This window comes from Kribbella steppae (assembly GCF_004342025.1).
Classification (GTDB): Bacteria; Actinomycetota; Actinomycetes; order Propionibacteriales; family Kribbellaceae; genus Kribbella; species Kribbella steppae.
Genome location: NZ_SLWN01000002.1, coordinates 535,658 through 560,071 on the forward strand (window position 1 = coordinate 535,658; position 24,414 = coordinate 560,071).

The 24,414-nt window shown below is 67.9% G+C and carries 23 protein-coding genes; 10 read left to right on the forward strand and 13 right to left on the reverse strand.

Going from position 1 to position 24,414, the window contains the following annotated elements:
* Nucleotides 1–639 precede the first annotated feature (639 nt).
* Nucleotides 640–1,419, reverse strand: coding sequence for an isoprenyl transferase (locus EV652_RS07465; protein WP_132208242.1), 780 nt, complete (start codon nucleotides 1,417–1,419; stop codon nucleotides 640–642).
* A gap of 258 nt (nucleotides 1,420–1,677) precedes the next feature.
* On the opposite strand from EV652_RS07465, the gene trhA reads away from it, so the two are divergent.
* The 3 genes from trhA to EV652_RS07480 all read left to right on the forward strand — a co-directional run bounded on the left by trhA (nucleotide 1,678) and on the right by EV652_RS07480 (nucleotide 4,220).
* Nucleotides 1,678–2,373, forward strand: a complete 696-nt coding sequence (gene trhA, locus EV652_RS07470) for a PAQR family membrane homeostasis protein TrhA (protein ID WP_132208243.1) — start codon at nucleotides 1,678–1,680, stop codon at nucleotides 2,371–2,373.
* A 90-nt stretch (nucleotides 2,374–2,463) separates the two neighbouring features.
* Nucleotides 2,464–3,648, forward strand: coding sequence for a phosphotransferase (locus tag EV652_RS07475; RefSeq protein WP_132208244.1), 1,185 nt, complete (start codon nucleotides 2,464–2,466; stop codon nucleotides 3,646–3,648).
* A 62-nt stretch (nucleotides 3,649–3,710) separates the two neighbouring features.
* Nucleotides 3,711–4,220: a hypothetical protein gene (locus EV652_RS07480; RefSeq protein ID WP_132208245.1), complete on the forward strand. Its 510-nt coding sequence runs from the start codon at nucleotides 3,711–3,713 to the stop codon at nucleotides 4,218–4,220.
* Nucleotide 4,221: 1 nt separating this feature from the next.
* On the opposite strand, the gene EV652_RS07485 is transcribed toward EV652_RS07480, so the two are convergent.
* The 6 genes from EV652_RS07485 to mca all read right to left on the reverse strand — a co-directional run bounded on the left by EV652_RS07485 (nucleotide 4,222) and on the right by mca (nucleotide 12,372).
* Nucleotides 4,222–5,637, reverse strand: coding sequence for a M28 family metallopeptidase (locus EV652_RS07485; RefSeq protein WP_132208246.1), 1,416 nt, complete (start codon nucleotides 5,635–5,637; stop codon nucleotides 4,222–4,224).
* A gap of 103 nt (nucleotides 5,638–5,740) precedes the next feature.
* Nucleotides 5,741–7,819, reverse strand: coding sequence for a M4 family metallopeptidase (locus tag EV652_RS07490; RefSeq protein WP_242001621.1), 2,079 nt, complete (start codon nucleotides 7,817–7,819; stop codon nucleotides 5,741–5,743).
* Nucleotides 7,820–8,043: 224 nt separating this feature from the next.
* On the reverse strand, nucleotides 8,044–10,020 hold the full coding sequence (locus EV652_RS07495) for a thioredoxin domain-containing protein (RefSeq protein WP_132208247.1): 1,977 nt from the start codon (nucleotides 10,018–10,020) through the stop codon (nucleotides 8,044–8,046).
* A 9-nt stretch (nucleotides 10,021–10,029) separates the two neighbouring features.
* Complete coding sequence (locus tag EV652_RS07500) at nucleotides 10,030–11,055, reverse strand: CopD family protein (protein ID WP_132208248.1); 1,026 nt, start codon at nucleotides 11,053–11,055, stop codon at nucleotides 10,030–10,032.
* Between the two features lie 113 nt (nucleotides 11,056–11,168).
* Nucleotides 11,169–11,477, reverse strand: a complete 309-nt coding sequence (locus EV652_RS44510; RefSeq protein ID WP_199238053.1) for a hypothetical protein — start codon at nucleotides 11,475–11,477, stop codon at nucleotides 11,169–11,171.
* 31 nt (nucleotides 11,478–11,508) lie between these two features.
* Nucleotides 11,509–12,372 carry a mycothiol conjugate amidase Mca gene (mca, locus tag EV652_RS07510; RefSeq protein ID WP_132208249.1) on the reverse strand — a complete coding sequence of 288 codons (864 nt, stop codon included), beginning with the start codon at nucleotides 12,370–12,372 and terminating at the stop codon, nucleotides 11,509–11,511.
* 58 nt (nucleotides 12,373–12,430) lie between these two features.
* Here mca and EV652_RS07515 point away from each other — a divergent pair, with 58 nt between their 5' ends.
* From EV652_RS07515 to EV652_RS07525, 3 genes are all read left to right on the forward strand, one after another.
* A complete protein-coding gene (locus tag EV652_RS07515) occupies nucleotides 12,431–12,859 on the forward strand; it encodes a DUF4307 domain-containing protein (RefSeq protein WP_242001622.1) in 429 nt (142 codons plus the stop codon).
* A gap of 243 nt (nucleotides 12,860–13,102) precedes the next feature.
* The gene (gene greA / locus EV652_RS07520; protein ID WP_132208250.1) at nucleotides 13,103–13,615 is read left to right on the forward strand and encodes a transcription elongation factor GreA; all 513 of its coding nucleotides are present in this window, start codon (nucleotides 13,103–13,105) and stop codon (nucleotides 13,613–13,615) included.
* A 177-nt stretch (nucleotides 13,616–13,792) separates the two neighbouring features.
* The gene (locus EV652_RS07525; protein WP_132208251.1) at nucleotides 13,793–14,488 is read left to right on the forward strand and encodes an NPCBM/NEW2 domain-containing protein; all 696 of its coding nucleotides are present in this window, start codon (nucleotides 13,793–13,795) and stop codon (nucleotides 14,486–14,488) included.
* A gap of 31 nt (nucleotides 14,489–14,519) precedes the next feature.
* Here EV652_RS07525 and EV652_RS07530 read toward each other — a convergent pair whose 3' ends face one another.
* From EV652_RS07530 to EV652_RS07545, 4 genes are all read right to left on the reverse strand, one after another.
* Complete coding sequence (locus EV652_RS07530; RefSeq protein ID WP_132208252.1) at nucleotides 14,520–14,954, reverse strand: VOC family protein; 435 nt, start codon at nucleotides 14,952–14,954, stop codon at nucleotides 14,520–14,522.
* A gap of 14 nt (nucleotides 14,955–14,968) precedes the next feature.
* A complete protein-coding gene (locus EV652_RS07535) occupies nucleotides 14,969–15,565 on the reverse strand; it encodes a TetR/AcrR family transcriptional regulator (RefSeq protein WP_132208253.1) in 597 nt (198 codons plus the stop codon).
* 95 nt (nucleotides 15,566–15,660) lie between these two features.
* Entirely contained in the window at nucleotides 15,661–16,518 is an 858-nt protein-coding gene (locus EV652_RS07540; RefSeq protein WP_132208254.1) for an ABC transporter permease, read from the reverse strand.
* Nucleotides 16,515–17,492, reverse strand: a complete 978-nt coding sequence (locus EV652_RS07545; RefSeq protein WP_132208255.1) for an ATP-binding cassette domain-containing protein — start codon at nucleotides 17,490–17,492, stop codon at nucleotides 16,515–16,517. The genes EV652_RS07540 and EV652_RS07545 overlap by 4 nt, the downstream gene beginning before the upstream one ends.
* A gap of 161 nt (nucleotides 17,493–17,653) precedes the next feature.
* Between EV652_RS07545 and EV652_RS07550 the strand changes: the two genes are divergently transcribed.
* On the forward strand, nucleotides 17,654–18,934 hold the full coding sequence (locus EV652_RS07550) for an MFS transporter (protein WP_132208256.1): 1,281 nt from the start codon (nucleotides 17,654–17,656) through the stop codon (nucleotides 18,932–18,934).
* Here the strand turns inward: EV652_RS07550 and EV652_RS07555 are convergent.
* Nucleotides 18,931–20,172, reverse strand: a complete 1,242-nt coding sequence (locus tag EV652_RS07555; protein ID WP_132208257.1) for a hypothetical protein — start codon at nucleotides 20,170–20,172, stop codon at nucleotides 18,931–18,933. The genes EV652_RS07550 and EV652_RS07555 overlap by 4 nt on opposite strands.
* A 379-nt stretch (nucleotides 20,173–20,551) precedes the next feature.
* Between EV652_RS07555 and EV652_RS07560 the strand changes: the two genes are divergently transcribed.
* From EV652_RS07560 to EV652_RS07570, 3 genes are all read left to right on the forward strand, one after another.
* Nucleotides 20,552–20,875, forward strand: a complete 324-nt coding sequence (locus EV652_RS07560; protein ID WP_132208258.1) for a hypothetical protein — start codon at nucleotides 20,552–20,554, stop codon at nucleotides 20,873–20,875.
* A gap of 247 nt (nucleotides 20,876–21,122) precedes the next feature.
* Nucleotides 21,123–21,725 (forward strand): copper resistance CopC family protein, encoded by a 603-nt coding sequence (locus tag EV652_RS07565; RefSeq protein WP_132208259.1) that lies wholly within the window; start codon nucleotides 21,123–21,125, stop codon nucleotides 21,723–21,725.
* Between the two features lie 3 nt (nucleotides 21,726–21,728).
* Entirely contained in the window at nucleotides 21,729–22,751 is a 1,023-nt protein-coding gene (locus EV652_RS07570) for a CopD family protein (protein ID WP_132208260.1), read from the forward strand.
* A gap of 84 nt (nucleotides 22,752–22,835) precedes the next feature.
* Here the strand turns inward: EV652_RS07570 and EV652_RS07575 are convergent, their stop codons facing one another.
* Nucleotides 22,836–24,350: an MFS transporter gene (locus EV652_RS07575; protein WP_132208261.1), complete on the reverse strand. Its 1,515-nt coding sequence runs from the start codon at nucleotides 24,348–24,350 to the stop codon at nucleotides 22,836–22,838.
* Nucleotides 24,351–24,414: the final 64 nt, after the last annotated feature.

Here is a 24,414-nt window from a genome sequence, read left to right on the forward strand (position 1 = left end):
GCGACATCCTGTACTGGCACCGGGTGAACCTGGTCATCCTTTTCGTCGGCGGCCTGCTCTGGGCCGCGACCGCGATCGCGTACCACCGCCGCAGCCGCAACGCCTGTGTCTCCTGTGGCCGCGGCGAGGGACCGGAGAAGGCCTGGACGACACCGGAGTCGGCGCTGCGATGGGGACGCTGGGCGGTAGCCGTCTCGGTCGTGGCGAACCTTCCCTACGAGTTCACCCGGGTGGCCTGGTACGTCGGCTGGCCGCTGGGCATCACCGACGAGTTCCACCAGATGATGGCCGACACCCCCGGAATGCTGGAGATGGGTCTGGCCATGGCCCTGATGGGCATCGGCGGCGGCGTCCTGACCCACGGGCTGGTGCGCCGCTGGGGTGAGGTCTATCCAGGCTGGATCTGGTTCAAGGCGGGCAAGCCGGTCCCACCGCTGCTGGCGATCATCCCCGCGTCGCTGGTGGCCGTCGTACTGATCCCCGCGGGCCTGATGAACGCTCAGCTGCCGACCTACGCGGACAACTGGGCGGTGAACCTCCCCGGTGTCCTGTGGGTCCTGTGGGGAGCATGCCTCGGTGCGGCGACGTACGCCTACTGCCTGAGGCGTCGTACGACGTGCCGTCGGTGTGGACGCGGTGTCACGTCCCGAAGCGACGCTCCCGCTGTGCGTAGCTCCGGATCGCCCGCAGGAAGTCGACGTGCCGGAAGTCCGGCCAGAGCGCCTCGCAGAAGTAGAACTCGCTCAGCGCGCTCTGCCACAGCAGGAACCCGCCCAGCCGCTGCTCACCCGACGTACGAATGACCAGGTCCGGGTCCGGCTGGCCCTTCGTGTAGAGGTGGCGGGCGATGTGCTCGACGTCGACGCGCTCGGCCAACTCCTCGATCGAGATGCCCTTCGCCGCCTCCTCGAGCAGCAGCGAGCGGACCGCGTCGGCCAGCTCACGGCGGCCGCCGTACCCGACCGCGACGTTGACCAGCATCCCGTCGACGGCGTGGGTGTCCGTCTCGGCCGCCTTCAGCGTCTCGGCGGTGGCGCCGGGTAGCAGGTCGAGCGCACCGACCGGGTGGATCCGGTAGCGGCCGATCGCGGTGAGCTCCTCGACCGTCTGCTCGATGATCCGCAGCAGCGGCTCCAGCTCGTCGGCCGGGCGGCTCAGGTTGTCGGTGGAGAGCATCCAGACGGTGACCACCTTGACGCCGACGTCGTCGCACCAGCCGAGGAACTCGGTGATCTTGTTCGCCCCGGCCTCGTGACCGCGCGACACCGGGTCGCCGGCCGCCCGGGCCCAGCGCCGGTTGCCGTCGATGATGACGCCGATGTGCCGCGGGATCCGGTCCGGCGACAGCGACCGGCGCACTCGACGCTCGTACAGGCCGTACACCGCGTCGCGCAGCTTTTGTTTGCCAGGTGTCCGCATGGGCAGGTTGCTCTCCTCGAAGACTCTCGGTCACGAGGCTAGCCGAGATTCACCGCCCTGGTGAGGCCTGCAGCGAGCTCACAGCCAACTCGCAGACACGCCGAACTTTCCCCTGAGTTCGTGCGTCGGACACGCGAGGGGAGGTGTGCATCCGGGTGATCTCGCCTACATTTCATGCTTATGGACCATTGAACCTACGGTTGCGTAGGTTACGGTTGCGTAGGTAAAACCACCGCCCGGCACCTCGAAAGGACGGCGATGACCACTTCCAGCACGCAGGCCCAGGAAGTCGGTCACCGGCTGTCCGGGCGGCTCGGGCCGCTCAAACCCAAGCTCCGCGGCTGGCTGCATGCCGGCACGTTCCCGTTCGCCACCGCCGCCGGCATCGTGTTGATCTGTCTGGCCCCGGGCGCGAGCGCGCGCTGGGCGGCGGCGGTCTACACGATGGGCGCGATGCTGCTGTTCGGCATCTCCGCGCTGTACCACCGGTTCTACTGGGGCCCGGCCGGCGAGGCCGTCCTGCGCCGGCTCGACCACAGCAACATCTTCCTGCTGATCGCCGGCACCTACACGCCGCTCGGCATGGTGCTGCTGCACGGCAAGGACCGGGTCCTGCTGCTCAGCATGGTCTGGGGCGGCGCGCTGCTGGGCATCCTGTTCCGGATCTTCTGGGTGCACGCGCCACGCTGGCTCTACACCCCGATCTACCTGGCGCTGGGCTGGGTGGCGATCTTCTGGATGGGCGACTTCTACCACCAGGGCGGCGCCGCGGTGGTCACCCTGATCGCGGTCGGTGGCGGGCTGTACTCGATCGGTGCGGTCGTCTACGGCACCAAGCGGCCGAACCCGTCACCGCTGTGGTTCGGGTTCCACGAGATCTTTCACGCGTTCACGGTGGCGGCGTTCGTCTGCCACTACATCGCCGTCAGCATCGCGACGTACCGCGCAGGCTGAATCTTCTGACACCTCCGTGCCAGCCCTGAAGACTGGCTGAAGATCCTCCCGCACGATGGGCAGTAGACATCGCTTTGGGGGGACACAGCCATGATCACCGCACTGGAACCGCTGGGCCGCGACGCGCTGGCCGAGGACGCCTTCACCGCGTTGGTCCGGACCATCACCGGCCACCCGGAAGCCGACCCGGGAGACGTCCGGGTCGAAGTTGTCGACTATCCGATCGGTACGCCGAGTACCGAGGCGCTGCTGCGCGTCTTCGGTACGGCGACCCTGCCGACCGGCGCACCGGAGACGGACACCGTCGACTGGTCCTGCTTCGTCAAGAAACTGCAGTCGGCCAGGCACTGGCCGTTCATCGCGATGGTGCCCGACGGGTTCCGCGAGGCGTTCATCCAGAACCTGCCCTGGGAGCTGGAGATCGCCGTCCACCGCAGCGGCATCGCCGAGCTGCTCCCCGACGGGATGCGACTGGCCACGGCCTACCGGATCGACGTGTACGACGACGATCGCGGCACCCTGTGGATGGAGAACGTCGTCCAGGAGCCCGGACCGTGGCCGCTGGAGCGCTTCGAGCGGGCGGGTTACCTGCTCGGCCGGCTGTCCGCCCGACGCCAGCCGCATCTGGTCGAGCCGCTGCTCCCCCGGGGCAACATCACCACTCCCGGCGTCGGACTGCGGTATTACACGAACGGCCGCGTGCTGAAGTCCGCCGTACCGGCCCTCGCCGACCCCGAGACCTGGCGCCATCCGATGCTCGCCGCGGCCGTGTGCCATCTCGGCGACCACCGGCTGCGCGACGACCTGCTCGAGCTCGCCGACCGGCTGCCCGCCGTACTGGATGCTCTCGACACGTTGCCGCAGTGCTATCAGCACGGGGACGCGAGTCCGCAGAATCTGCTGGTGCCGAAGGGGAAACCAGACGAGTTCGTGGTGATCGACTGGGGGTTCGACTGTCCGCAGGCGGTCGGGTTCGACCTCGGGCAGCTGCTGATTGGGCTCGCACACGCCGGCGAACTGGCGCCGGAGGCCCTGCCACTCGTGCACAAGACGATCTTCAAGGCGTTCCTGACCGGTATGGCCGAGGACGGGATGGAGGCGAGCGAGGAGCAGGTCCTGTACGGCTACCTCGGCTCGTTGCTCGCCCGGGCGACCTTCACCGCGCTGCCGCTGGAGCAGATCACCAAACCCGGCGACGAGGCCACGCTGGCGATGTTCGAGGAGCGGGTGATGCTCACGCGCGCACTGGTGGATCTGGTCTCCACAGTGGTCTAACGACCACATTTCAGTCGTGTCACAGCTGCAACGAACGCCCCGTCTGCGTGTATCCATGGTGCGTGAGGAACCTCAGCAGATGCGCAGTGGTGGCCGCCGTCGCGGGCCTCGTCCTGACCGGCTGCGGCAGCGAGTCCGACGGCGGCTCGGGCGGCACCCCGTCCAGCACGCCCACACCGACGATGCCGACAGTGACCCAGTCGACACCGGTCGGTACCGGCCTGCCACTCGTCGTCACCAGGACCGGCGGCTTCGCCGGTTTCGACGACAAGGTGGTGATCGACACCGACGGTGTCGCTACGGTGAGCTCACGTGGCAAGGAGACGGTCCGCTGCAAGCTGGATCAGTCCCTGCTGGCGACCATCACCGCGGCCGCGCAGCAGGTCGACTGGGCCAGCCTCCCGGTGGTCAAGCCGACCGTCCGGCACCCCGACGACATGATCGTCGCGGTGACGGCGAACGGTAAGACCGCCCGGCTGGAGGAACCGCGGGTGAAGGCGATGACGGCCCCGGTGACTACTCTGCTCACCGAAGCCGCCATCCCACCGGGCAAGCTGTGCAAGCCGGTCTGATTCAGCTCGTGGTCACGGCGACGTCGTCGATCACGAAGCTGGTCTGCAACGACGAGTCCTCCTGTCCGAGGAACCGGACCGTGACCGTCTTTCCCTTGTAGGCAAGGACGTTCACGGTCTTCTGCACGTACGACGTGTTCTTGTTCAGATTCGAGTACGTCGCCAGCGTGGTGGTCGTGGAGCCGTCGACGATCTGCACCTTGACCGTGTCGTAGACCGTCGAGCCGGTCGTCTCCGCGGTGTCGATCCGGATCCACAACGACAGCGATGCGGCGGTCGCGGTGGACGGGATCGCCACCGACTGGCCGATGTTCTCGGTAGTGGTCCGGCCGTTGCCCTGCAGCCACGCCTTGTAGCTGCCGCCGTGGGCCGGCCGCGAGGTGCTGTTGGTGATCACCCCGGTGGTGCCGGTCCAGTTCGCCGCCCCCGACTCGAAGCCCGGGTTCTGGAGGAGGTTGTCCCCGGTCGGCGGCGGGCCCTCGCTGTAGTCCTTCTGGGTGTAGTTCCAGACCATGTGGCCGATGGCATCGATCTGGCGGTCCAGCGAGGTCAGGTTGAGGTTGTTGATGTTGTCGCAGGAGCGGTGGTAGCACGGGTCGTAGGCCTGACCCGCCGTACCGCCCCACTTGGCCGCCTGGGCGGACGTCTTCGTCCCCTCGGCGCCGGAGAACGTGCCCGCGGTCGCGATACCGAGCGACCGGAAGGCGGCGTGGTCGGACCGGCCCTGGACATCGATGAACTCGGTCTGCACGCTCTTGCTGGTGAAGTACGCGACCAGATCGTCGCGAGCGCCGTTGCCCGCGGGATTGTCGTCGTACACGAAATAGCCCGGGTTCGGCGACGCGATCATGTCGAAGTTCAGGTACAGCTCGATCTTGTCGCGTTCGGCCGCGGGCAGGTTGTTCACGTAGTACTTCGAGCCGAGCAGACCGAGTTCCTCGGCACCCCAGAAGCCGAACCTCAGCCGGTTCCTGGGGGTCTGGCCGCTGGCAGCGTAAGCGAGGGCGGTTTCTAGTACGCCGGCGCTGCCTGTGCCGTTGTCGTTGATCCCCGGACCGGAACTGACCGAGTCCAGGTGTGAGCCGGCCATCACGACGTGGTTCGCGTCGCCGTGCGGCCATTCGGCGATGACGTTGTACGACGTACCGGCCGACGTGGAGAAGGATTGCAAGGTGGTGGTGTAGCCGGCCGTGTCGAGCTTGGCCTTGACCCAGTCGGCGGAGGCCTTGTAACCGGGGCGGCCGGTGTAGCGGTTGCCGCCGTTGCTGGTGGCGATCGACTGGAACTGGTCGAGGTGCGCCTTGGTGTTGGTGACGGAGATGTCCGGGGACTCGACCGCGCCGGCGACGTTGCTTGGGGCAAGCAATGCGCCGGCCACGAGGACGATGCCGAGACCGGAGTAGAGGGACTTGCGCATGGGCGGATCTCCTTTGGCCTCAAACAAAGAAGAAATCCGGGGCGCGGGCCTGGGCGGGAGGCCGCGCGCCGCGCCCCGGACGAGTGTTACCAGGGGTGGTGGATCAGCCCGCGGTCAGCGAGGTGTCGTCGATGACGAAACTCGTCTGCAGCGAGGAGTCCTCCTGGCCGAGGAACTTCACCGAGATCGTCTTGCCCTTGTAGGCGGTGACGTTGAAGCTCTTCTGCGTGTAGGTGCTGTTCTTGTTGAGGTTCGAGTACGTCGCCAGCGTGGTGGTGGTCGAACCGTCGACGATCTGGACCTTGGCCGTGTCGTACACGGTCGAGGTGGTCGTCTCCGCGGAGTCGATCCGGATCCAGAACGACAGGGTCGCAGTGGTCGCCGACGCCGGGATGGCGACGGACTGGCTGACGTTCTCGGTGGTGGTCCGGCCGTTGCCCTGCAGCCACAGCTTCCAGGTACCGGTCCGGGCCGGACGCCCGCTGTTGTTGGTGATCGGGCCCGAGGTGCCGGTCCAGTTCACCGCACCGGACTCGAAGCCCGGGTTCAGCAGCAGGTTGTCACCGGTCGGCGGCTCCGGGTCGGTGCCACCGCCGCAGGTCGCCGCACCTGCCGGCACGGAGATGCCGGTGAACGCGGCCTCGATGCCCTTGCACTGGGCCGAGTCGGCGCCGTACAACTCCTTGGCCGAGGTGATCGCACCTTCGCGAGCGTCCTTGTAGGTGCTGCCCGAGCTGAGCTTGGTGCTCAAGGTGCGGTACCAGACCTTGGCGGCCACGTCGCGGCCGACACCGGCGATGGTGGCGCCGTTGCAGGCGGTGCTGCTGTGCGTCACTCCCCCGATCACCTTGCTACCGGTGCCCTCGGAGGCCAGGTAGAACCAGTGGTTCAGCGGGCCGGACGAGTAGTGCGGGTCGGCGCCGCCGACCGCGCTGCTCCAGCAGTCGTAGCTGCGCCCGTCCTTCGACGGCTTGTCCATGTAGCGCAGCGGGGTGCCGTTGCCGTTGATGTTGATCTTCTCGCCGATCAGGTAGTCACCCGGGTCGGACGTGTTGTTGGCGGAGAACTCCACCGCGGTGCCGAAGATGTCCGAGGTGGACTCGTTCAGGCCGCCCGCGTCACCGAAGTAGTTCAGGTTGGCGGTCGCCTCGGTGACACCGTGGCTCATCTCGTGGCCGGCCACGTCGATGCTCGTCAGCGGCCGGGCGTTGCCGGAGCCGTCGCCGTACGTCATCTGGCTGCCGTCCCAGAACGCGTTCACGTACGCGTTGCCGTAGTGCACCCGCGAGCGCGCGCCCTGGCCGTTGTTGAAGATGCCGTTCCGGCCGTGGACGTTCTTGTAGTAGTCCCAGGTCAGCTGGGATCCGTAGTGCGCGTCGACACCGGCGGTCTGACGGCTCGAGGTGGTGCCGTTGCCCCAGGTGTCGTCGGGGTCGGTGAACGTCGTACCGGTGCCGGAAGTGGCTCCGTTGAGGTCGGTGGTGTAGTTGCCACCGCGGCTCGGGTCGGTCATCGAGTAGCTGCCCGAGGTGCCGATGCTGACGGTGCCGGAGTACATCGAGTTTCCGGTACCGGTCTTGATCTCGTCTGACTGAGCCAGCACCGCGCCGGTCTTGGCATCGATGTAGGAGTGCAGGACGGACGGGGTCTGGTCCGCCTTCACCCCGGTGGTGACGACGTCGTACGCGAGCACGGGCTTGGTCGGGGTGACGAAGACGACCAGGGAGCCCTTGTTGCCGGTGGCCTTGAACTTGGCGGTCTTGGCGGCGGTGGTCAACGCGGCCGACTGGGACAGAGTCGGCTTGGTCGGCACACCGACGGACTTGGCGCCGCGGTTGTAGGTCACCTGGCCGACGGTCGCGCCCTTGCGCTTGACGATCAGGTCGCCGCCGACGACCGGCAGGCCGTTGTAGGTCCGGTCGTAGCGAACGTACTCGGTGCCGTCGGCATCCTTCGCGACGTCACGAACCTTGAGTACTTCACCATACGCAAGCCCGAGAGCTGCGGCCGTCTGCGCGGTCAGCGCCTGTTCGGCCTGGACGGCGGCCGGCTGGTTGTAGCCGGATGCCGGGAGCGGGGCCGCACGATCAGCGGCTCCCGCGGGCGAGCCGATGAACGACGCCCCGGCAAGTCCTGCTGCCGCGACGATGGCCACCGCCCCTGCTGATGTCAGTCGTTTCAAGACAACATCTCCTCACGGTGTGGTCGCTGTTTGGGCGCAGCGACCAATTCAATTTGGGGACGCCGGATGTCTGGCCCATCAGTGCCACTGCCTCAGTTGTGACACTGCGTGTCAGGACATGCGAGATCTGTTACATCCGACTGAGGGAGGACTCTGGTCCCCGCAGGGCCCCGAGTCAAGGGATTCCGGCGAAACCGCAGGGAAAACCCGCACCGCCGTCGTTGTCAGTGCGAGGGTGTCAACTCACGACGAAGGTCTTCCGGCAACACGACCGGGAGCCGGCAGGTGAACTTCTGACAGACGTACGCCGCCGGCCGGTCACCGACCAGACCACGGCCTTCCATCAGCGGTACGGCGAGACCGGGCGCACCGTGGACGATCGCCGTACCCCAGGGAGCGGCGGCCAGTGCGGTCCGGGTCAGCTCCGGGGACGTGCCGACGATCGCGATCTCGAGCGGGCCGGAGGCAACCGTCTCGGCGACGGCGAGGGCCCGGCCGGCGAACCGGGGCGCGCGCGCGGCGATCGTCGCGGACGCCTGCAGGGCATGCTCTGCGGCGGTCTCATACCGGACTGATCCAGTCAGACTGGCGAGGGTGGTGAAGGCCTCGGCCGCGAGGCTCACTCCGGACGGGCTGGCGTTGTCGGTCGGGTCCTGTGGACGCCAGACCAGCGCCTCGGCATCGGCCGCCGTGTCGAAGTAGGAGCCATCAGCAACGAACTGGTCGAGTGTCCGATCCAGCAGGCTGTGCGCTGTTTCGTACCACTCGATGTTGCCGGTGACACCTAAAAGGGTGAGACAGGCCTGGGCGTACGCCGCGTAGTCCTCGAGCACACCGTGCGCCGTACCGACCGCGCCGTCTCGGGACGTGCGATGCAGCCGACCGGTGTCGTCGATGTGGACGTCCCGGACCAATCTGGCCGCCTTCTCCGCGGCTTCGACGTACTCGGGCTTGTCGAGGAGCACGCCGGCTCGGGCCAGCGCGGTGATGGCGAGACCGTTCCAGGCGGCAACCACTTTGTCGTCGCGGCCGGGGTAGGTACGGCGACTGCGGGACGTGTGGAGGCTCGCGCGGATGCGTTGCCAACGACCGGGATCGTCAGGGTCCTGGCGGAGCTGCAAGACCGACGAGCCGTGCTCGAAGGTGCCGGTGACGTCGCAGAGGTCGATGACCCATTTGGCGTCGTCATCGCTCAGCACCTCGTGGAGCTGCTCCGGCGTCCAGACGTAGTACTTGCCTTCCTCTCCCTCGGTGTCCGCGTCGAGGGCGGAGGCGAAGCCGCCTTCGTCGGTGCGGAGCTCGGCGAGAAGGAAGTCGGCCGTCTCCTCGGCGATCCGGCGGGCCAGCGGGTTCGCGCTGACGGTCCACCAGTGCGTGTAGACGTCGAGCAGGAGAGCGTTGTCGTACAGCATCTTCTCGAAGTGCGGCACGACCCATTGCCCGTCGACCGAGTACCGCGCGAAGCCGCCGGCCAGCTGGTCGTACATGCCGCCGCGGGCCATCCGTTCACAGGTCGCCGCGACCATGGCGAGCGCATCCTCGGAACCGGTACGGCGATGATGGCGCAGCAGGAAGTCGAGCACCATCGACGGCGGGAACTTCGGCGCGGAGCCGAAGCCGGCGTCCACCGGATCGAAGTCGACCTTCAGCAGCGCGGCCGCCCGGTCGAGGTCCACCGTGCCACCCTGCTGGCTCTGCTGAGCGCCCAGCTGCTCGACCACCCGGCGGCCGATGCCGTCGATCTGGTCGCGCTTGGTCCGCCAGGCGTCGGCCAGTGACTCGAGCAACTGCCGGAAGGACGCCATCCCGCTGCGCGGTTCGGCCGGGAAGTACGTGCCGCAGAAGAACGGCTCGGCGTCCGGGGTCAGGAACACCGACATCGGCCAGCCGCCCTGGCCGGTCATCGCCACCGTCGCCGCCATGTAGATCGCGTCCACGTCCGGACGCTCCTCGCGATCCACCTTGATGCTGACGAACTGCTCGTTCAGGTACGCCGCCGTCGCCTCGTCCTCGAACGACTCGTGCGCCATCACATGACACCAGTGACACGCCGAGTACCCGACCGACAGGAACACCGGCACGTCCCGCTCCCGCGCCTCCCGGAACGCCTTGTCGGACCACTCCCGCCAGGCCACCGGGTTATCCGCATGCTGCCGCAAATACGGACTCGTGCTCCGGCCTAGCTCATTGACGGGTGCCATACCCCCACGTTATGCGGTCTGTGAGAGGGCGACTGACAGGCCCAGGGTGAGCGCCATGATGAGGAGTTCGAAGCCGACGACCTGCCAGAAGGCGCGGCCGCTGTTGACAAGGTCGCCGGTGGCGCGGCGGCGGTGCAGCCAGCCGGCGATGATCAGGATCACGAAGGCGGCCACCTTGGCCAGCAGCAGTGCGCCGTACGTGTCCTCGGTGAGGGCGTCGGGGACCGAACCCCAGCCACCGCCCTTCGCCGCGAGCCGGCCGGCCGCACTGATCAGGCCGCTCAGCAGGACGGCGATCGACGAGATGAGCGCGACCTGGTTGAACCGCTCGAGCACGATTGGGAGGCCGGTCCGACTGGCCCGCCCGTACCGGACCAGGCCAGCGAGTCCGCCGATCCAGGTCGTCGCCGCGATGACGTGGAAGACCAGGGCCGTTCCGGCGAGGACGACGTACGACTCGTTCCGCGGGTACGCCGTGAGCGCGGTCGGGATCAAAGCGGTGATGGCGACGATCACGCCGAGCCCGGCCGCGGACGAGGTCTGGACCCGGCGGATGCCGATGGCTAGGGCGACGACGAGGATGCCGGTGATCAGCAGGGCCTTGACCTCCGGTACGCCGAGGGCGTCGTCCAACCGGAGCCGGAGCAGGTCGACCGGGGTGTCGAGCAGGATCGCCGCGGTGACGACCGCACCGGCGAACGCGCAGAGCGCCCAGATGATCGCCGAGTTGCTCGCGTCCCGCACCGCCCGCCGGCCCTGGACCCCGAGCGGTCCGCCTTCGATCCGGAGCAGTACGACGGCCGCCAGCAGCGCGCCGGCGCAGCCGACGGTCGCGAGCATGGAGATCAGCCGGAGGAGCGGCAGCAGCCAGCCGACGAACAGGCTCGGGCCGCCGATCCCACCGATGTCTCGAGGTTCACTGTCGGCGGCGAACAGGGCGACCGCCAGCGCCACCGAGGCGACGACGACCGCGCCCGCACCACCCGCGACCAGCCGACCGGGCATGCGGTGCCGGGCGGCGTGGGTCGCGGTCACAGAGCGATCCCGCCCTCGGCACGATTGAACACGCGCTCACTATAGGGTCAGCCTGAGGTGGGCTGCCCAGTCCGACACCATCTCGTGATGAGGGTGTCGGGTGATGTACGGATTCAGTGCTGAGAGTGCGCCTTGGCGTCACTCTCTGTTGACGACTCAGTCGTCGTCGGTGCGTCCGTCGCCGTCGGCTCGGCATCGCCAGCCGGGGCCGCTGAGCTGTCCGTGCTCGCTGGGCCGTCGGACGGTGCTGGGCCGGGCGCAGAACCGTCGTCGAAGTCGATCTTCTTCAACTGCTTGCCCATGCTGCGCATCAGCAGCACCGTGGCGGCACCGAGTGCGAGCACGATCAGCAGCGCGACCCAGCCGGGACGCACCGAGTTCGGGTCGATCTCGGCCGTCGCAAGGAAGGTCATCGCTGTCACGCCACCATTCTCTCACTGTCCACGCCCGCCGTCAGCGCAACCCCGCGAACAGATCGTCCTCGGGCTGTTCGGACTCGACCAGACTCCGGGCCAGCTCGTAGTCCTCGGTCGGCCACGCCTCCTGGTGCACCTCCAGCGGTACGGCGAACCACGCGCCGTCCGGATCGATCTGGGTCGCGTGCGCGAGCAGGGCCTTGTCCCGGATGCCGAAGTACTGCGCGCACTCGACCCGCGTGGTGATCCGGCGCTCGTTCTCCGGGTCCGGCTTCCAGTCCTTCAGACGGTCGGCGTACGGCGACTCCAGGCCGCGCGCGATCATCCCGTCGTGCAGCGCCTTCATCCGCTCGTAGTGAAACGTGTGGTGGTAGTACAGCTTCAGCGGCTGCCACGGCTCGCCGAGCTCCGGGTAGGCGTCCTTGTCACCGGCCGCCTCGAACGCGGCGACGGTGATCTGGTGGCACATCACGTGGTCCGGGTGCGGGTAGCCGCCGTTCTCGTCGTACGTCGTGACGACCTGCGGACGGAACTCGCGGATCAGCTTCACCAGCGGGGCGGCGGCGTCCTCGACCTTCCGCGCGGCGAAGCAGCCCTCCGGCAGCGGCGGCAACGGGTCACCCTCGGGGAAGCCGGAGTCGACCCAGCCCAGCCACTCCTGCCGGATGCCGAGGATCTCGCGGGCCGCGTCCATCTCCTGCCGGCGGATCTCGGAGATGTTCTCGAGCACCTCCGGCCGGTCCATCTTCGGATTCAGGATCGATCCGCGTTCCCCGCCGGTACAGGTGGCCACCAGGACCTCGACGCCTTCGGCGACGTACCTGGCCGTCGACGCGGCCCCCTTGCTCGACTCGTCATCAGGGTGGGCATGCACATGCAACAACCGAAGATCTCCACTCACAAGACACAATGGTCCTCCAAGCCCGGCCCATCCCCACGACCGACCCCCTGGACCCCCGTTGACCGAGTCATCACCCACCAGTCCGACAGCAGACCTCGACGCCCGGTACGGGCGGAGCGGGCGGTCACGCCGACCGTTGATCATCGGGATGGTCGCCGTCGTCGCCGCGGTCGGGCTGACCTGGTTGCTGTGGGCAGCGTTCATCCAGTCGAACCCGCCGGTGACGTCGCGGCTGCTGGGCTTCGAGATCACCTCGGCGACCTCGGCGAAGGCGACGATCCAGGTCGACCGGACGAAGTCCACCGAGGCCAGTTGCCGCCTGCAGGCCAAGGCCGCCGACTTCTCCATCGTCGGCGAACTGACCCTCACGGTGCCGGCCGATTCCCCTCGTCATCAGACATTGCCCGCCACGCTCACCACCCAGCGGGCCGCCACCTCGGTGGTTCTCATCGGCTGCACGACTCCGGACAACCCCCGGCCGCACTGACAACGGACACCGGGCCGGAGAACGCGCAGGTCAGGAGGCTGTCCGGGCTGGTAGCGGCAACCGATTGCCGCGGAACTGCCCACGATGTGGGAAAAACCACCGGGCAAGCGGTTTCCCCGTGTTTGAGGGGGCAAAGACCTGTGGGGTTCCGGGCTGTAACTTGCTACGCTCAGTGGATTGGTCGCCGTCGACGACGGCGGCCAGAAGCATTTCTGCCCATCCCACCGACGCAAGGAGCAGCCCGTGACGCAGCGGATCGAAGAGGACAGCGTTGTCTGGCTGACGCAGGACGGTTTTGACCAGCTGAAGTCCGAGCTCGAGCACCTCAAGGGCCCGGCCCGCGCCGAGATCACCCAGCGCATCAGCGAGGCCAGGGACGAGGGCGACCTCAAGGAGAACGGCGGCTACCACGCCGCCAAGGACGAGCAGGGCAAGATCGAGGCACGGATCCGGCAGTTGGAGGACATGCTGCGCCGGGCCCGGGTCGGCGAGACCCCGAAGGCCGGCGCCAAGATCGGGCCGGGGATGAAGGTGTCGATCAAGTTCGCCGGCGACGACGACGTCGAGACGTTCCTGCTCGGCTCCCGCGAACTGCTCGCCCTGGACTCGTCGGTCGACATCGACGTGTACTCGCCGCAGTCCCCGCTGGGATCCGCGATCCTCGGCAAGAAGAAGGGTGACAAGGCGACCTACGAGGCGCCCAACGGCAAGGATGTGACGGTTGAGATCGTCGCCGCCGAACCCTTCACCGGCTGACCCACCACAGCTCGAGCGCCCCGGTGGACACCCACCGGGGCGCTTCTCATTCCCCCCGTACGCCGGCCGCCCGACAGCACGCCGGCGATCGCATCGTGGCGTTCTGTAACGGCGGTGCGGCAGGTGACGATCAAGCAGGGGTAGCGGCGTCAGGCCGCTGGGGGGAAGTGCTGGATCATGTCCGACAGCAGTACTGGGAAACGTCCGGGCCGGCTGGAGCATCCGTTGCTGGCCGCGATCGTCGCCGCGCTGGTGAGCGCGCTGATCGGTGCCGTGGCGACGGTCTGGGCCGCCCGCGAGGGCAAGCTCGACGCGATCGCGTCACCGCCGACCACGACGGTCACCACGACAGCGCCCGGCCCGGCCACCACCACAACTGTCACGGTGACGCCCCCGGGCTCGACGGCCGGGGCCGGTACGACGAACACCGGGACGAACACCGGGACCAACACTGCCGGCGACAGCCTCGCGGAGCTTCAGCCGATCGCCGGTGGCTTCGTGAAGGGCTCGTTCGCGATCCACGCGCAGCCGTTCGGTGACGGGCTCTATCGCAACGTCGGGACCTGCAACCGGACGGTCTCGACGACCTGGAACCTGGCCCGCAAGTACACCCGGTTCAACGCCGTGATCGGGCTGACCGACAAGAGCACCGATCCCACCCTCAAGGTCAAGTTCACCGCCTACATCACCGACGGCACGAGCAGGACCGCGACCAAGCCTGTCGTGCTCGGCAAGTATCAGGCGCATCCGCTGCAGGTAACCCTGAATCACGCCGACGCGCTCGAGCTGGAGGCCGTCCTGGTCGCCAGCGAAGGCAGCTGCTCGGGCGCAGGCGCCGCCGCGTGGGGCGACCCCCGGCTGTACGCCGAGTGAGGCCCGACGCGGGACGCCGTACGTCGTACGTCTAGTGCTGGGCCGGGGCGAAGAGTTCCAGCTGGATGTTGTCCTGGTCGCGGAAGACGAGGACGGAGGCGTAGGGCTCGTCGGCGATCGGGGACTGGGTCAGGGGCTTGTCGGCGGTGTCGGCGCGGATCACGCCGTGCGCCTCCAGGTGGTCCTGCCACTGTTCAAGGTCGGCCCGCGAACCGACCGCGAAACCGGCGTGGTCGAGGCCGGTGACGGTCTCCTTGCACAGGGCACCGTCGTTGGTGTCGTGGTGATGCAGTGCGATCATCAGTTGCCGGTCGGCATCGGTGAGGATGCGGCCGACGCCGCCCTCGTGGGGTACGTCGAGCACCGGTTGCACACCGAACACTTCGCCGTACCACTGGACGCTCGCGTCCAGGTCGGTCACGGTCAGGGCGAGGTGGTGCAGTTTGGGCTGGGTCACGCTGGTCATGGTTCCCCCTTGCGTTACTGGGACTTCCCGCTCGCGAACTGAGCCAGGAACATCCGGGTGACCTCCTCGACGAGACGGCTCCACCGGTCGCCGCCAGGGTCGTTGGTGATCTGCTGGCCGACGAGACCGATGTTCACCGCCGTCCAGATGTCGAGGTGTCGCGGATCGTGCACGCCGTTGCGTGCGAGGAGTTCGCGGGTGACGTCGAGCGCCTTGACCGCCAACTCATAGGACTCGGCCGACGGCGTGAAGCCGGGCACCGAGTGCTGGAACAACAGCTGATACCGGGGTACGTCGGACACGCAGAACGTGATGAACGCCCGCGCCTCGGTCAGCAGATCCTGCTGCGGATCGTCCGTCGCCGGCAGCGACGCCTTCAGGTCGACGAACTCCTGCGCCGCCTGCGCGAACATCGCGTCCAGGATGGCGTTCTTGGACTCGAAGTACGCATACACCGTCGGCGTGGTGATACCGGCCCGCCGAGCCAGCTCGCGCAACGACAGCGCGGTGAGCCCGTCGGCCCGCACCAGCTCCCAGGCAGCGGTCAGCACCGCGGCCCGGGCATTCTCCCGCCGCGCCTCCCGCCAGTTCGCCGCCGGTTTCTTTAACATAGTTCGAAGTATTTGCACACTGTATAAATCTTGTCAACGGCTCAGGCGGGAAACGGCGGCCGGACACACAGGTGTCCGGCCGCCGGGTGACTGACTCAGTGCGTAGTGGCGCTGCGGTACTTGCGGACTGCCAGTGGGGCGAAGACGGCGATGATGACGGAGCACCAGATCAGGGCGAGCCAGACCGGGTGCCGCGCCGGAAAGCCGTCCGGACTGGCGAACGGTGACGGATTCCCGAACAGATGGCGGCAGGCCGCGACGATCGAGGAGATCGGGTTCCACTCCGCCACCGGCTGGAGCCCGCCGGGCAGGTTCGGCGTCGGGACGAAGGCGTTGGACAGGAATGTCAGCGGGAAGAGCCAGATCAGGCCGGCCGACGCCGCCACCTCGGGACTGCCGACGGACAGACCGATCAGTGCCCCGACCCACAACATCGCGAAGGCGAACAGCAGCAGGATCGCGAACGCGGCCATCGCCTGCGCGAACCCGTTGTGCCAGCGCCAGCCGACGATGAACCCGCAGATCACCATCACCACCATCACGAACGCGTTGAACGCCAGGTCGCCGATCACCCGCCCGGCGATCACGCCGGACCGCGCCATCGGCAGCGACCGGAAGCGGTCGATCAGGCCTTTCGACATGTCGTCGGCCATCCCGACACTCGCCGAGGCAACCGCGAACGCCATCGTCTGGGCGAAGATCCCGGACATCAGGAACTCCCGGTACGCCTGTGCCCCCGGGAACCCCGGGATCGGGATCGCGTTGCCGAACACGTAGGCGAACAGCAGCACGAACATGATCGGCTGGATGGTCGCGTAGACCAGCATGTCCGGCGTCCGCGGGATCCGCTTGAGGCTCCGCCAGGCCAGCACTCCCGCGTCCGTCAGGGCCCGGCCGAGTGGGTTCACCGGTGCCGGAGCGTCAACCGGCCTCCGGTCAGCGGTCGTACTCATACATGCTCCTTCTGCTCGGCCTCGTGCCCGGTCAGGGTGAGGAACACGTCGTCCAGTGTCGGCCGCCGCAGCCCGATGTCGGCGATCCGGATGCCGGCCCCGTCGAGGGTGCGGATCACGTCGACCAGCTCACTCGATCCGCCGGGCGCCGGCACGGTGATCCGCCGGCTGTGCTGGTCCATCGTGGTGGCCTCCGGATCGGTGATGTCGAGCGCGCTGGTGAGCAACTCCAGCGCCCGGTAGGTCGCCTCCGGATCGTGGACGACGACCTCGATCCGCTCACCACCCACCTTCGCCTTGAGCTCGTCCGCCGTACCGCGGGCGATGACCGAGCCATGGTCGACCACCGCGATGCTGTCGGCCAGCTCGTCGGCCTCTTCCAGGTACTGCGTCGTGAGCAGGATCGTGACGCCTTCGCTGACCCGGTCGCGGATGATCTGCCAGAGGTCCAGGCGGCTGCGCGGATCGAGGCCGGTGGTCGGCTCGTCGAGGAACAGCACCCTGGGATGGGCGATAAGCGATCCGGCCAGGTCGAGCCGGCGCCGCATGCCGCCCGAGTACGTCTTCAGGATCCGGTCAGCGGCCTCGGTCAGGTCGAAGATCTCCAGCAGTTCCTCGGCCCGCTGCTGCGCCTGCTGGCCGCTCAGCCGATACAGCCGGCCGAACATCCACAGGTTCTCCCGGCCGGTGAGCAGTTCGTCGACCGCCGTGTACTGACCGGACAGGCCGACCAGTGAACGGACCAGGTCGGCTTCCTTCACCACGTCGTGCCCGAGCACCCGGGCCGTGCCCTCGTCCGGCGCCATCAGTGTGGTGAGGATCCGGACCGTCGTGGTCTTGCCCGCACCGTTCGGCCCCAGCAGGCCGAGCACACTCCCCTCCGGCACGTCGAGGTCGATCCCGTCGAGTGCCTTCACCGTGTTCTTCCTGGACCTGAACGTCTTCACGAGGCCAGTCGCCTCGATAGCTGCCATGCGTGAACGTCCCCCTTCTGGATGTGACGCAGGCCACCATCCTGACCGAGGCCGTCGACAGTTTCGACACCTTTCTCCCTGAGCAGAAACTTGAGTGCGTTCGACTCAACTTTGTTGATAGTTGAGTCGACACCGCTCAACTCTGCCTTTACGGTCCCGGTATGACGTCCAGCCAGAGCATCCTCAGACACCCCGACTTCCGCCGCCTCTGGATCGCGGACCTGCTCAGCCAGCTCGGCACGCGCCTGAGCATGATCGCGATCCCCCTGCTCGCCGTGCTGACCCTGGACGCGACCACCTTCGAGGTCTCGCTCCTCCGCACGTGCGAGACAGCCGCCTGGCTACTGCTCGGCCTGTTCGCCGGTGCCTGGGTAGACAGGGTCAGATGCCTGCCAGTACTCGTGTTCGCTGACCTGGGCCGGGCAGTGCTCTTCGGCTCGATCCCAGTCGCCGCCCTGTTCGGCGTACTGAGTCTCACGCAGCTGTACGTCGTACTGGCGCTGACTGGGGTCCTGACGGTGCTGTTCGACGTGGCACACAGCTCCTACCCGCCGCGACTGCTACAGCCCGACCAGCTCCTGCCGGGCAACGCCAAGCTGGCCGCCAACCACTCTGTCGCCGCAGTGCTCGGCGCGGGCGCAGGCGGCGTACTGGTCCAGTGGCTCAGTGCCGCGGTGACGATCGGCGTGGACGCCCTGAGCTTCCTGTGGTCGGCGATCTGGCTCCGCTCGATCCGTACGCCGGAACCACGGCCGGCCAAACCGGAGACACCGAACCTGCGGCGGGAGATCGCAGAGGGCATGCGCTACGTGTTCCGGCATCCCCTACTGCGACCGATCGCGCTGAACACCGCGACGACGATGCTGTTCCAGGCCGCGGCCGGAGCGGTGATGATCGTGTTCCTGGTCCGCGAGATCCACCTGCAGCCGAGCACCATCGGCGTACTGAGCATGATCGGCCTGGCCGGCGCCATCGTCGCGTCCGCGGTGACAGAGAAGATCAGCAACCGGTACGGCGATGCGCGCACACTGCTCCTGTCGTCGACAGGCATCGGCGTGGCCTTCACTCTGCAAGCGCTGACCGGACCGGGCTGGCAGGTGAGCTGGTTCGTGGTGGCTACTCTGCTCGCCGGGTTCTGCATCATCATCAGCTACATCCTGCAGGTGAGCACGCGGCAGCGCGTGTGCCCGCCGGAGCTGCAGGGCCGGGTCAGCGCCACCATGAGCTTCGTCGGCTGGGGCGCCGCTCCCCTCGGCAGTCTCCTGGGTGGTGCACTCGGCACTGTCTTCGGACTGCACGCGACCCTCTGGATCGCAGGCCTGGCCTCTCTCGCCGGCACGGCCTTCCTGTACTGCTCGCCGTTCCGCACTCTGCGCACGGTCCCCGACGTACCAGAGCACCAGGCAGACCGTCAGGATCTGCCTGGCACCCGAAGGGACTAGTCGGAGACGATCTGGGCGGTGCCGACCAGGACCTCGACATCGAGGGCGGCCCGGCCGCGACCGATCTCCACGTCCTTGGACTGGCCGGTGACGGCACCGACCCAGGAGACGCGGCCGAGCTGGGACTCGGTGTGGACGCGGACGTCGGAACCGCGGCGCAGGTTCACGTTCGCGGCACCGGACTCGACCCGGACCCGGGAGCGGCCCTTGGTGATCTGGGCGTCCAGGTTGGCCGAGCCGGCCTGGACCAGCAGGTCGATCGGACCGCTCACGTCGGTGACCTTCGCCGTCCCGGCTGTGACGCGGACCCGGGTCAGGCCGGGCAGGCGCTCGGCGTGGACGCTGCCGCCGGTCACCTCGACCTCGACCTGGAGGCTGGGGTTGACCCGGATGGACAGCTCCTTGGCCAGGCCGTTCACGTGCGACTTCAGGTTGGTCGGGTTGCGCAACATGCTGAACCCGTCGATCGAGACGCCCATGTCGCCCTCGCTGCTGATCGCGAGGGTGTCGCCGTCCCGCTTGATCACGTGCGGCCCGTCCACCGCGACACCGTTGATCGCAGGCTCACCGATCAGCCGCACCCGGCGCCCGATAGCCCGCACGGTCACCCGCTGCACCCCTGCGGGCATCGGCACATTGCTGTGCTCCTCTTCGACGTCCTCGACGTCAGCCTCGGCCGCGCCGGCCGGCGTCGTGTCGGCGGGAGCCTTGTCGGCGGCACCACCAGCTGCCGCATCGGCGGGAGCGTCGTCGACCACACTGTCCTGCACCCCGTTGCCCTCGGCAGCAGTCGGCGCGGCGGTGGCCTCGGCACCGTTGGATGCGGCAGTGGCCTCAGCGCCGTTCGGCGCGGGGGCCGCCTCGGTGCCGTTCGGTTCGGCGACTGCCTCGGTGCCGTTCGGTGCGGCGTGCTTGCCGGCGGATACATCGGCTGCGTCTGCGGCGTCCGGGGAGTCGACCGCGTCCGCCCAGACGGACGGGGACGGCAGCTCGTCGGCAGACGGCCACGGCTTGCTCGTCGTGGGGGTGCCTCCGTTGTCGGCAACCGGCTCCTGCGCGACCGGCCCATCCGCTTCGCCCGCCGTACCGGCTGCAGGTGCCGCGGCGCCTTCACCCGCGGCCGCGCCCGGCTGGATGGCGGCGATCAGGGTCGCGCCTTCCTCAGTGGACAGGTGGCCCTTGGCGACCCGGTCCAGGATGTCCTTGACCCGCCGGTCGTAGTCGCTCTGGTTACTCATGCCCCCAGTCCAGCACCCTGGGAGGTCGAAACCAATCCGGGATCGCCCCGAACCGCGACCCGCCGCACCCTGACCCCGGCCGCACGCCCGATCCCCCGGCAGACATTCCACCGCGCGGAATTCTCTCACCTAATACCCGGAATTCACCTCCGGCTGTGAGCTTGACGCGGCAACATCCGTATCATTCCGTGGTCAAATAATCACAATTGCTTGTGGTCACGCAGAGAACCTGAATACATTCATTTCAAGCGAGGCATTGATTGGCCATCATGCCCCGCGGTTTCACATTTGTGCCGGTCAACGGCGACCGGTTTCCCTCCCTCACGTCGTCCGCCCCACCCTCCCGGGGCGGACCACTGACTCCTGCAAGGAGAGCAACATGCCCAACCTCAGGACCCGCCTGATCACCGTCCCGCTGGCGAGCATCACGCTGGCGATCGGCGGCGCCGCACTGGCGGCCTCCACGGCGTCGGCGCACGAAAGCCCGACCCCCGTCGCCAACGTCGGCGACGCGGTCGACTACGCCACCACGCAGGTGCAACTGCACCTGGAGGACGAGATGCTGGGCCTCAACCCGGCCATCGACAACCCGGTCGGCTACACCGGATCGCACGTCTTCCCGGTCGGCGTGAACGTGCTGTCGTACACCCTCACCGGGCACGCGATCGCCGACGACGGCACCGGTCACGGGCACGACCACTGAGGCAGCACCGACCGACGCGCCGGTCGTCCTGACCGGCGCAAGGTCACCACGATCACCCGTGGCCGCGGAGACCGATCCGCGACCACGGGTGATCTGCATCCGGGCCCAAATCCTCACACCAGCAATTTACCTTTGTGAGGTTTCCGGCATATTTCTCCGGCGGCGGAATGTGTTACGAGCCAATAACCAAATAGCGCCACGACCGCCGGACATATTCATTTCCGATATTCCTGACAGGAGGATCCGGATGTCAATGCCCCCGACGTCCTGGCTCCGCTCGCTGCGGCGGAGTTGTCCACCGATCCTGGCCGTCCTCGCCATCACCGCCGCCCTGACCGTCGCACCGGCCGGGGCAGCGAGCGCGCACACCAAACTCACCGCCAGTACGCCGGCCAACGGTGCCCGGCTCGCCTCCAGCCCTTCGGCCCTGAGCTTCACCTTCGACCAGAGCCTGCAACCGGTGCAGGGCTGGGACGCCGTCCTGGTCTCCGGCCCGGACGGGTTCCGGCACGCCGCCCAGTCAGTGCGGGTCGATGGCAACACGGTCCACGCCAGCTGCGACCGGCTCGCCCAGGCCGGCACGTACACGGTCAGCTACCGGCTCATCTCCGGCGACGGCCACCCGATCACGGGCCACATCACCGTCACCCTCGACCGCGCCGACACCGGCTCGCCGATGCTGGCCGCGATGACCCTGCCCACCGGCGGTGTCCCCGCCTGGATCTGGATCCTCGAGTTCGCCACCGCGCTCTTCCTGCTGCACGGCTTCGTCCGCTGGCGATCCGACCAGAGCAGTCCGCCGGCGCCGGCTCAGGTCCTCGCCCGCCTCGACTCCGCGACCCGGGACTAGCCGATGGACCTCGCCGCCCCGCTCGTCAAGGTACGACGCTCGGCCGCAGCCCTCTCGGCCATCACCACACTCAGCGTGGCCGCTCTGGTGTGGGCCATCGTCGTCACCCGGCCGGCACCCGAGCCGGCCATGTCCATCACCAGCCCCGGCATCCTCTACACCACTCCCCTGGCCCGGTTCGTCACCAACGGCTCCGCCATCATCGCGGTCGGCGTCACCCTCTTCCTGCTGCTGCTCGGGGCAGCAGGACGCAGGGAGTACGAGACGGTCAGCCAACGGGCCCGGGTCATCGGCATCGCGGCCGGCATCGCCTGGGTCACCGCCACCACGACGACGTGGTGGCTCCAGGCGGCGGCGATCTCGCAGTCCGGGTCGAAGATGCCGTTCGCCGGCATGGCGTCGTACGCCGTGGAGGTCACCTCAGGCACTGCTCTTGCGCTGACGGTGCTCGCAGCGGTGGCGTACACACTGGCCATGCTCACGCGTACGCCGAGTTCCTGGCCGCTGGTGTGCTTCGGACTCGGCCTGGTCGGACTGGTTGCCGTACCCGTCACTGGTCATGCGTCACAGGGCAACGCACGCTGGCTGACGACACCTGCCATCACTCTGCACATGTGTGCGGTCAGCCTGTGGGTCGGTGGGCTCGCACTGGTCACAGTGCTGGTCGCCGGCAACCGCTCTGCTCTCTCGCTGGTCCTGCCACGATTCTCGACTGTGGCAGGCGGTGCGATCGCCACAGTCGCGGTCACCGGCGTACTGCTCGCAGGACCACGTCTGACGAAGGACGTCACGCCACACCTGTCCGTACTACTTCACGCCCTGTTCGAGACCCCTGCGGGCTGGCTGGTACTCGGCAAGCTCGCAGGCCTGACACTGCTGGCTGCAACAGGTGGCTTCATCAGACAGATCCTCCTACCCGCAGTCCGCCGCAAGGAGACCGTCGCACTCGCCACCCTGGCCACGGTCGAGCTCACCGTGATGGCAGTGACCATCGCGATCGCCACGGTGCTGGCCCGACCGCTCTGAACACACAGCAGTGCGGGCCACATCTGTGACCCGCACTGCTTGTTCTCTATCACCGCACAGCCCCGCAGCCGGAGCTGGTTGTTGTCACGCGGCCGGGGACATCTCCTCCTCGGCCAGTTCGTTCTGTACGGCGGCCAACTCAGCTGCCTCAGTTGCCTCTGCAGCCCGCCGTGCCCGCAGCCCGCGCAGACCGGTCAGCGCGATCACGAGTCCGAGCGCGGAGATACCGGTCACCACGGCCAGACCCGGCTTGTACGCCGACAACATCCCGGCCGGGTTGGTGACACCTACCGACTGGCTGCTGATCACCGCGGTCACGATCGCGAGGACCACGGCGCCACCGACCTGGTTCGAGGTGTTGAAGAGCCCGGAGGCCAGGCCCTGCTCGTGGTCCGGCACACCCGACACCGCCTGGATGTTCAGCGCCGGGAACCCGATCGCGAACCCGAGACCGATCAGCATGATGGTCGGGAACACGGTGGAGAAGTACGCCGACTCCGGGCCGATCCGCAGCGACAGGCCGTACCCGACGACGAACAGCGCCATCGCGGCGACGATCATCGCTTCGGTACCGATCCGGTCGGCCAGCTTGCCCGCGTTCGGCGACAGCGTGGCCACCAGCAGACCGGCGGGCAGGAAGGCCAGCGCGGTCTCGAACGACGACCAGCCGAGCAGGTTCTGCAGGTACAGCGTGCCGATCAGCTGGAAGGCGACGTACGCACCGAACACGGTCAGGATGGCCAGGTTCGCCCGGCGCAGCGAGGCGTTGCGCAGGATGCCGAGCCGGACCAGCGGGTGCTTCGACCGCAGTTCGATCGCGACGAATCCGGCCAGCAATGCGGCGGCCAGCGCGAACATCCCGATGGTCTGGACCGAGACCCAACCGGCGTGCTCGGCCCCGACGACGGCGTACACGAGCGACAGCATGCCGGCCGTGACGGTGATCGCACCGGGGACGTCGTACCCGCCGGCGGCGTTGTCGCGCGGGCTGTTCGGGATCAGCTTGATCGCGAACAGCAGCACGATCAGGGCGACCGGGCCGGGCATCAGGAAGGTCCAGCGCCAGCCGACCTCGGTCAGCGCGCCACCGAGGATCAGGCCCATCGAGAAGCCGGAGGCGGCGCAGGTGGTGAAGATGCTGAGGGCGCGGTTGCGATCCGGGCCTTCGTGGAAGGTCGTGGTGATGATGGAGAGCGCGGCCGGCGCGGTGAACGCGGCGGCGATGCCCTTGACGAACCGCGCGGCGATGAGCAGTTCGGGACTGGTGGCCAGCGAGCTCAGCATCGAGACGACGGCGAAGACGGCCAGCGCGATCAGGAACACCCGGCGGCGGCCGAGCAGGTCGGCGGCGCGTCCGCCGAGCAGCAGCAGGCCGCCGTACCCGAGCACGTAGCCGGTCACGACCCACTGCAGGGAGGACAGGGATACGCCCAGATCGGCGCCGATCGAGGGCAGGGACATACCGACCATGGACACGTCCAGGCCGTCGAGGAAGATCACGCCGCAGACCACCAGAAGAGCGCCCCAGAGGCGCGCGTCCCAGGTCATGCGGGCCGGTGCAGTGCCGGCTGGTGATGGGGTGTGCGTTGTCTGTGTCACGAGGGGAGACTATTCCATGCACATGCATCTAATGTCTAGGCATTAAATGCGCTTGCATTGAATG

Bases quoted from the DNA above. Each gene is read 5' to 3' on its own strand.
- trhA (WP_132208243.1), top strand. From the start codon at position 1,678: ATGACCACTTCCAGCACGCAGGCCCAGGAAGTCGGTCACCGGCTGTCC.
- EV652_RS07550 (WP_132208256.1), top strand. From the start codon at position 17,654: ATGACGTCCAGCCAGAGCATCCTCAGACACCCCGACTTCCGCCGCCTC.
- EV652_RS07555 (WP_132208257.1), bottom strand. From the start codon at position 20,172: ATGAGTAACCAGAGCGACTACGACCGGCGGGTCAAGGACATCCTGGAC.
- EV652_RS07525 (WP_132208251.1), top strand. From the start codon at position 13,793: ATGTCCGACAGCAGTACTGGGAAACGTCCGGGCCGGCTGGAGCATCCG.
- EV652_RS07530 (WP_132208252.1), bottom strand. From the start codon at position 14,954: ATGACCAGCGTGACCCAGCCCAAACTGCACCACCTCGCCCTGACCGTG.
- EV652_RS07570 (WP_132208260.1), top strand. From the start codon at position 21,729: ATGGACCTCGCCGCCCCGCTCGTCAAGGTACGACGCTCGGCCGCAGCC.
- EV652_RS07485 (WP_132208246.1), bottom strand. From the start codon at position 5,637: ATGCGCAAGTCCCTCTACTCCGGTCTCGGCATCGTCCTCGTGGCCGGC.
- EV652_RS07465 (WP_132208242.1), bottom strand. From the start codon at position 1,419: ATGCGGACACCTGGCAAACAAAAGCTGCGCGACGCGGTGTACGGCCTG.
- EV652_RS07545 (WP_132208255.1), bottom strand. From the start codon at position 17,492: ATGGCAGCTATCGAGGCGACTGGCCTCGTGAAGACGTTCAGGTCCAGG.
- EV652_RS07495 (WP_132208247.1), bottom strand. From the start codon at position 10,020: ATGGCACCCGTCAATGAGCTAGGCCGGAGCACGAGTCCGTATTTGCGG.
- EV652_RS07565 (WP_132208259.1), top strand. From the start codon at position 21,123: ATGTCAATGCCCCCGACGTCCTGGCTCCGCTCGCTGCGGCGGAGTTGT.
- EV652_RS07535 (WP_132208253.1), bottom strand. From the start codon at position 15,565: ATGTTAAAGAAACCGGCGGCGAACTGGCGGGAGGCGCGGCGGGAGAAT.
- EV652_RS07540 (WP_132208254.1), bottom strand. From the start codon at position 16,518: ATGAGTACGACCGCTGACCGGAGGCCGGTTGACGCTCCGGCACCGGTG.
- EV652_RS07475 (WP_132208244.1), top strand. From the start codon at position 2,464: ATGATCACCGCACTGGAACCGCTGGGCCGCGACGCGCTGGCCGAGGAC.
- EV652_RS07560 (WP_132208258.1), top strand. From the start codon at position 20,552: ATGCCCAACCTCAGGACCCGCCTGATCACCGTCCCGCTGGCGAGCATC.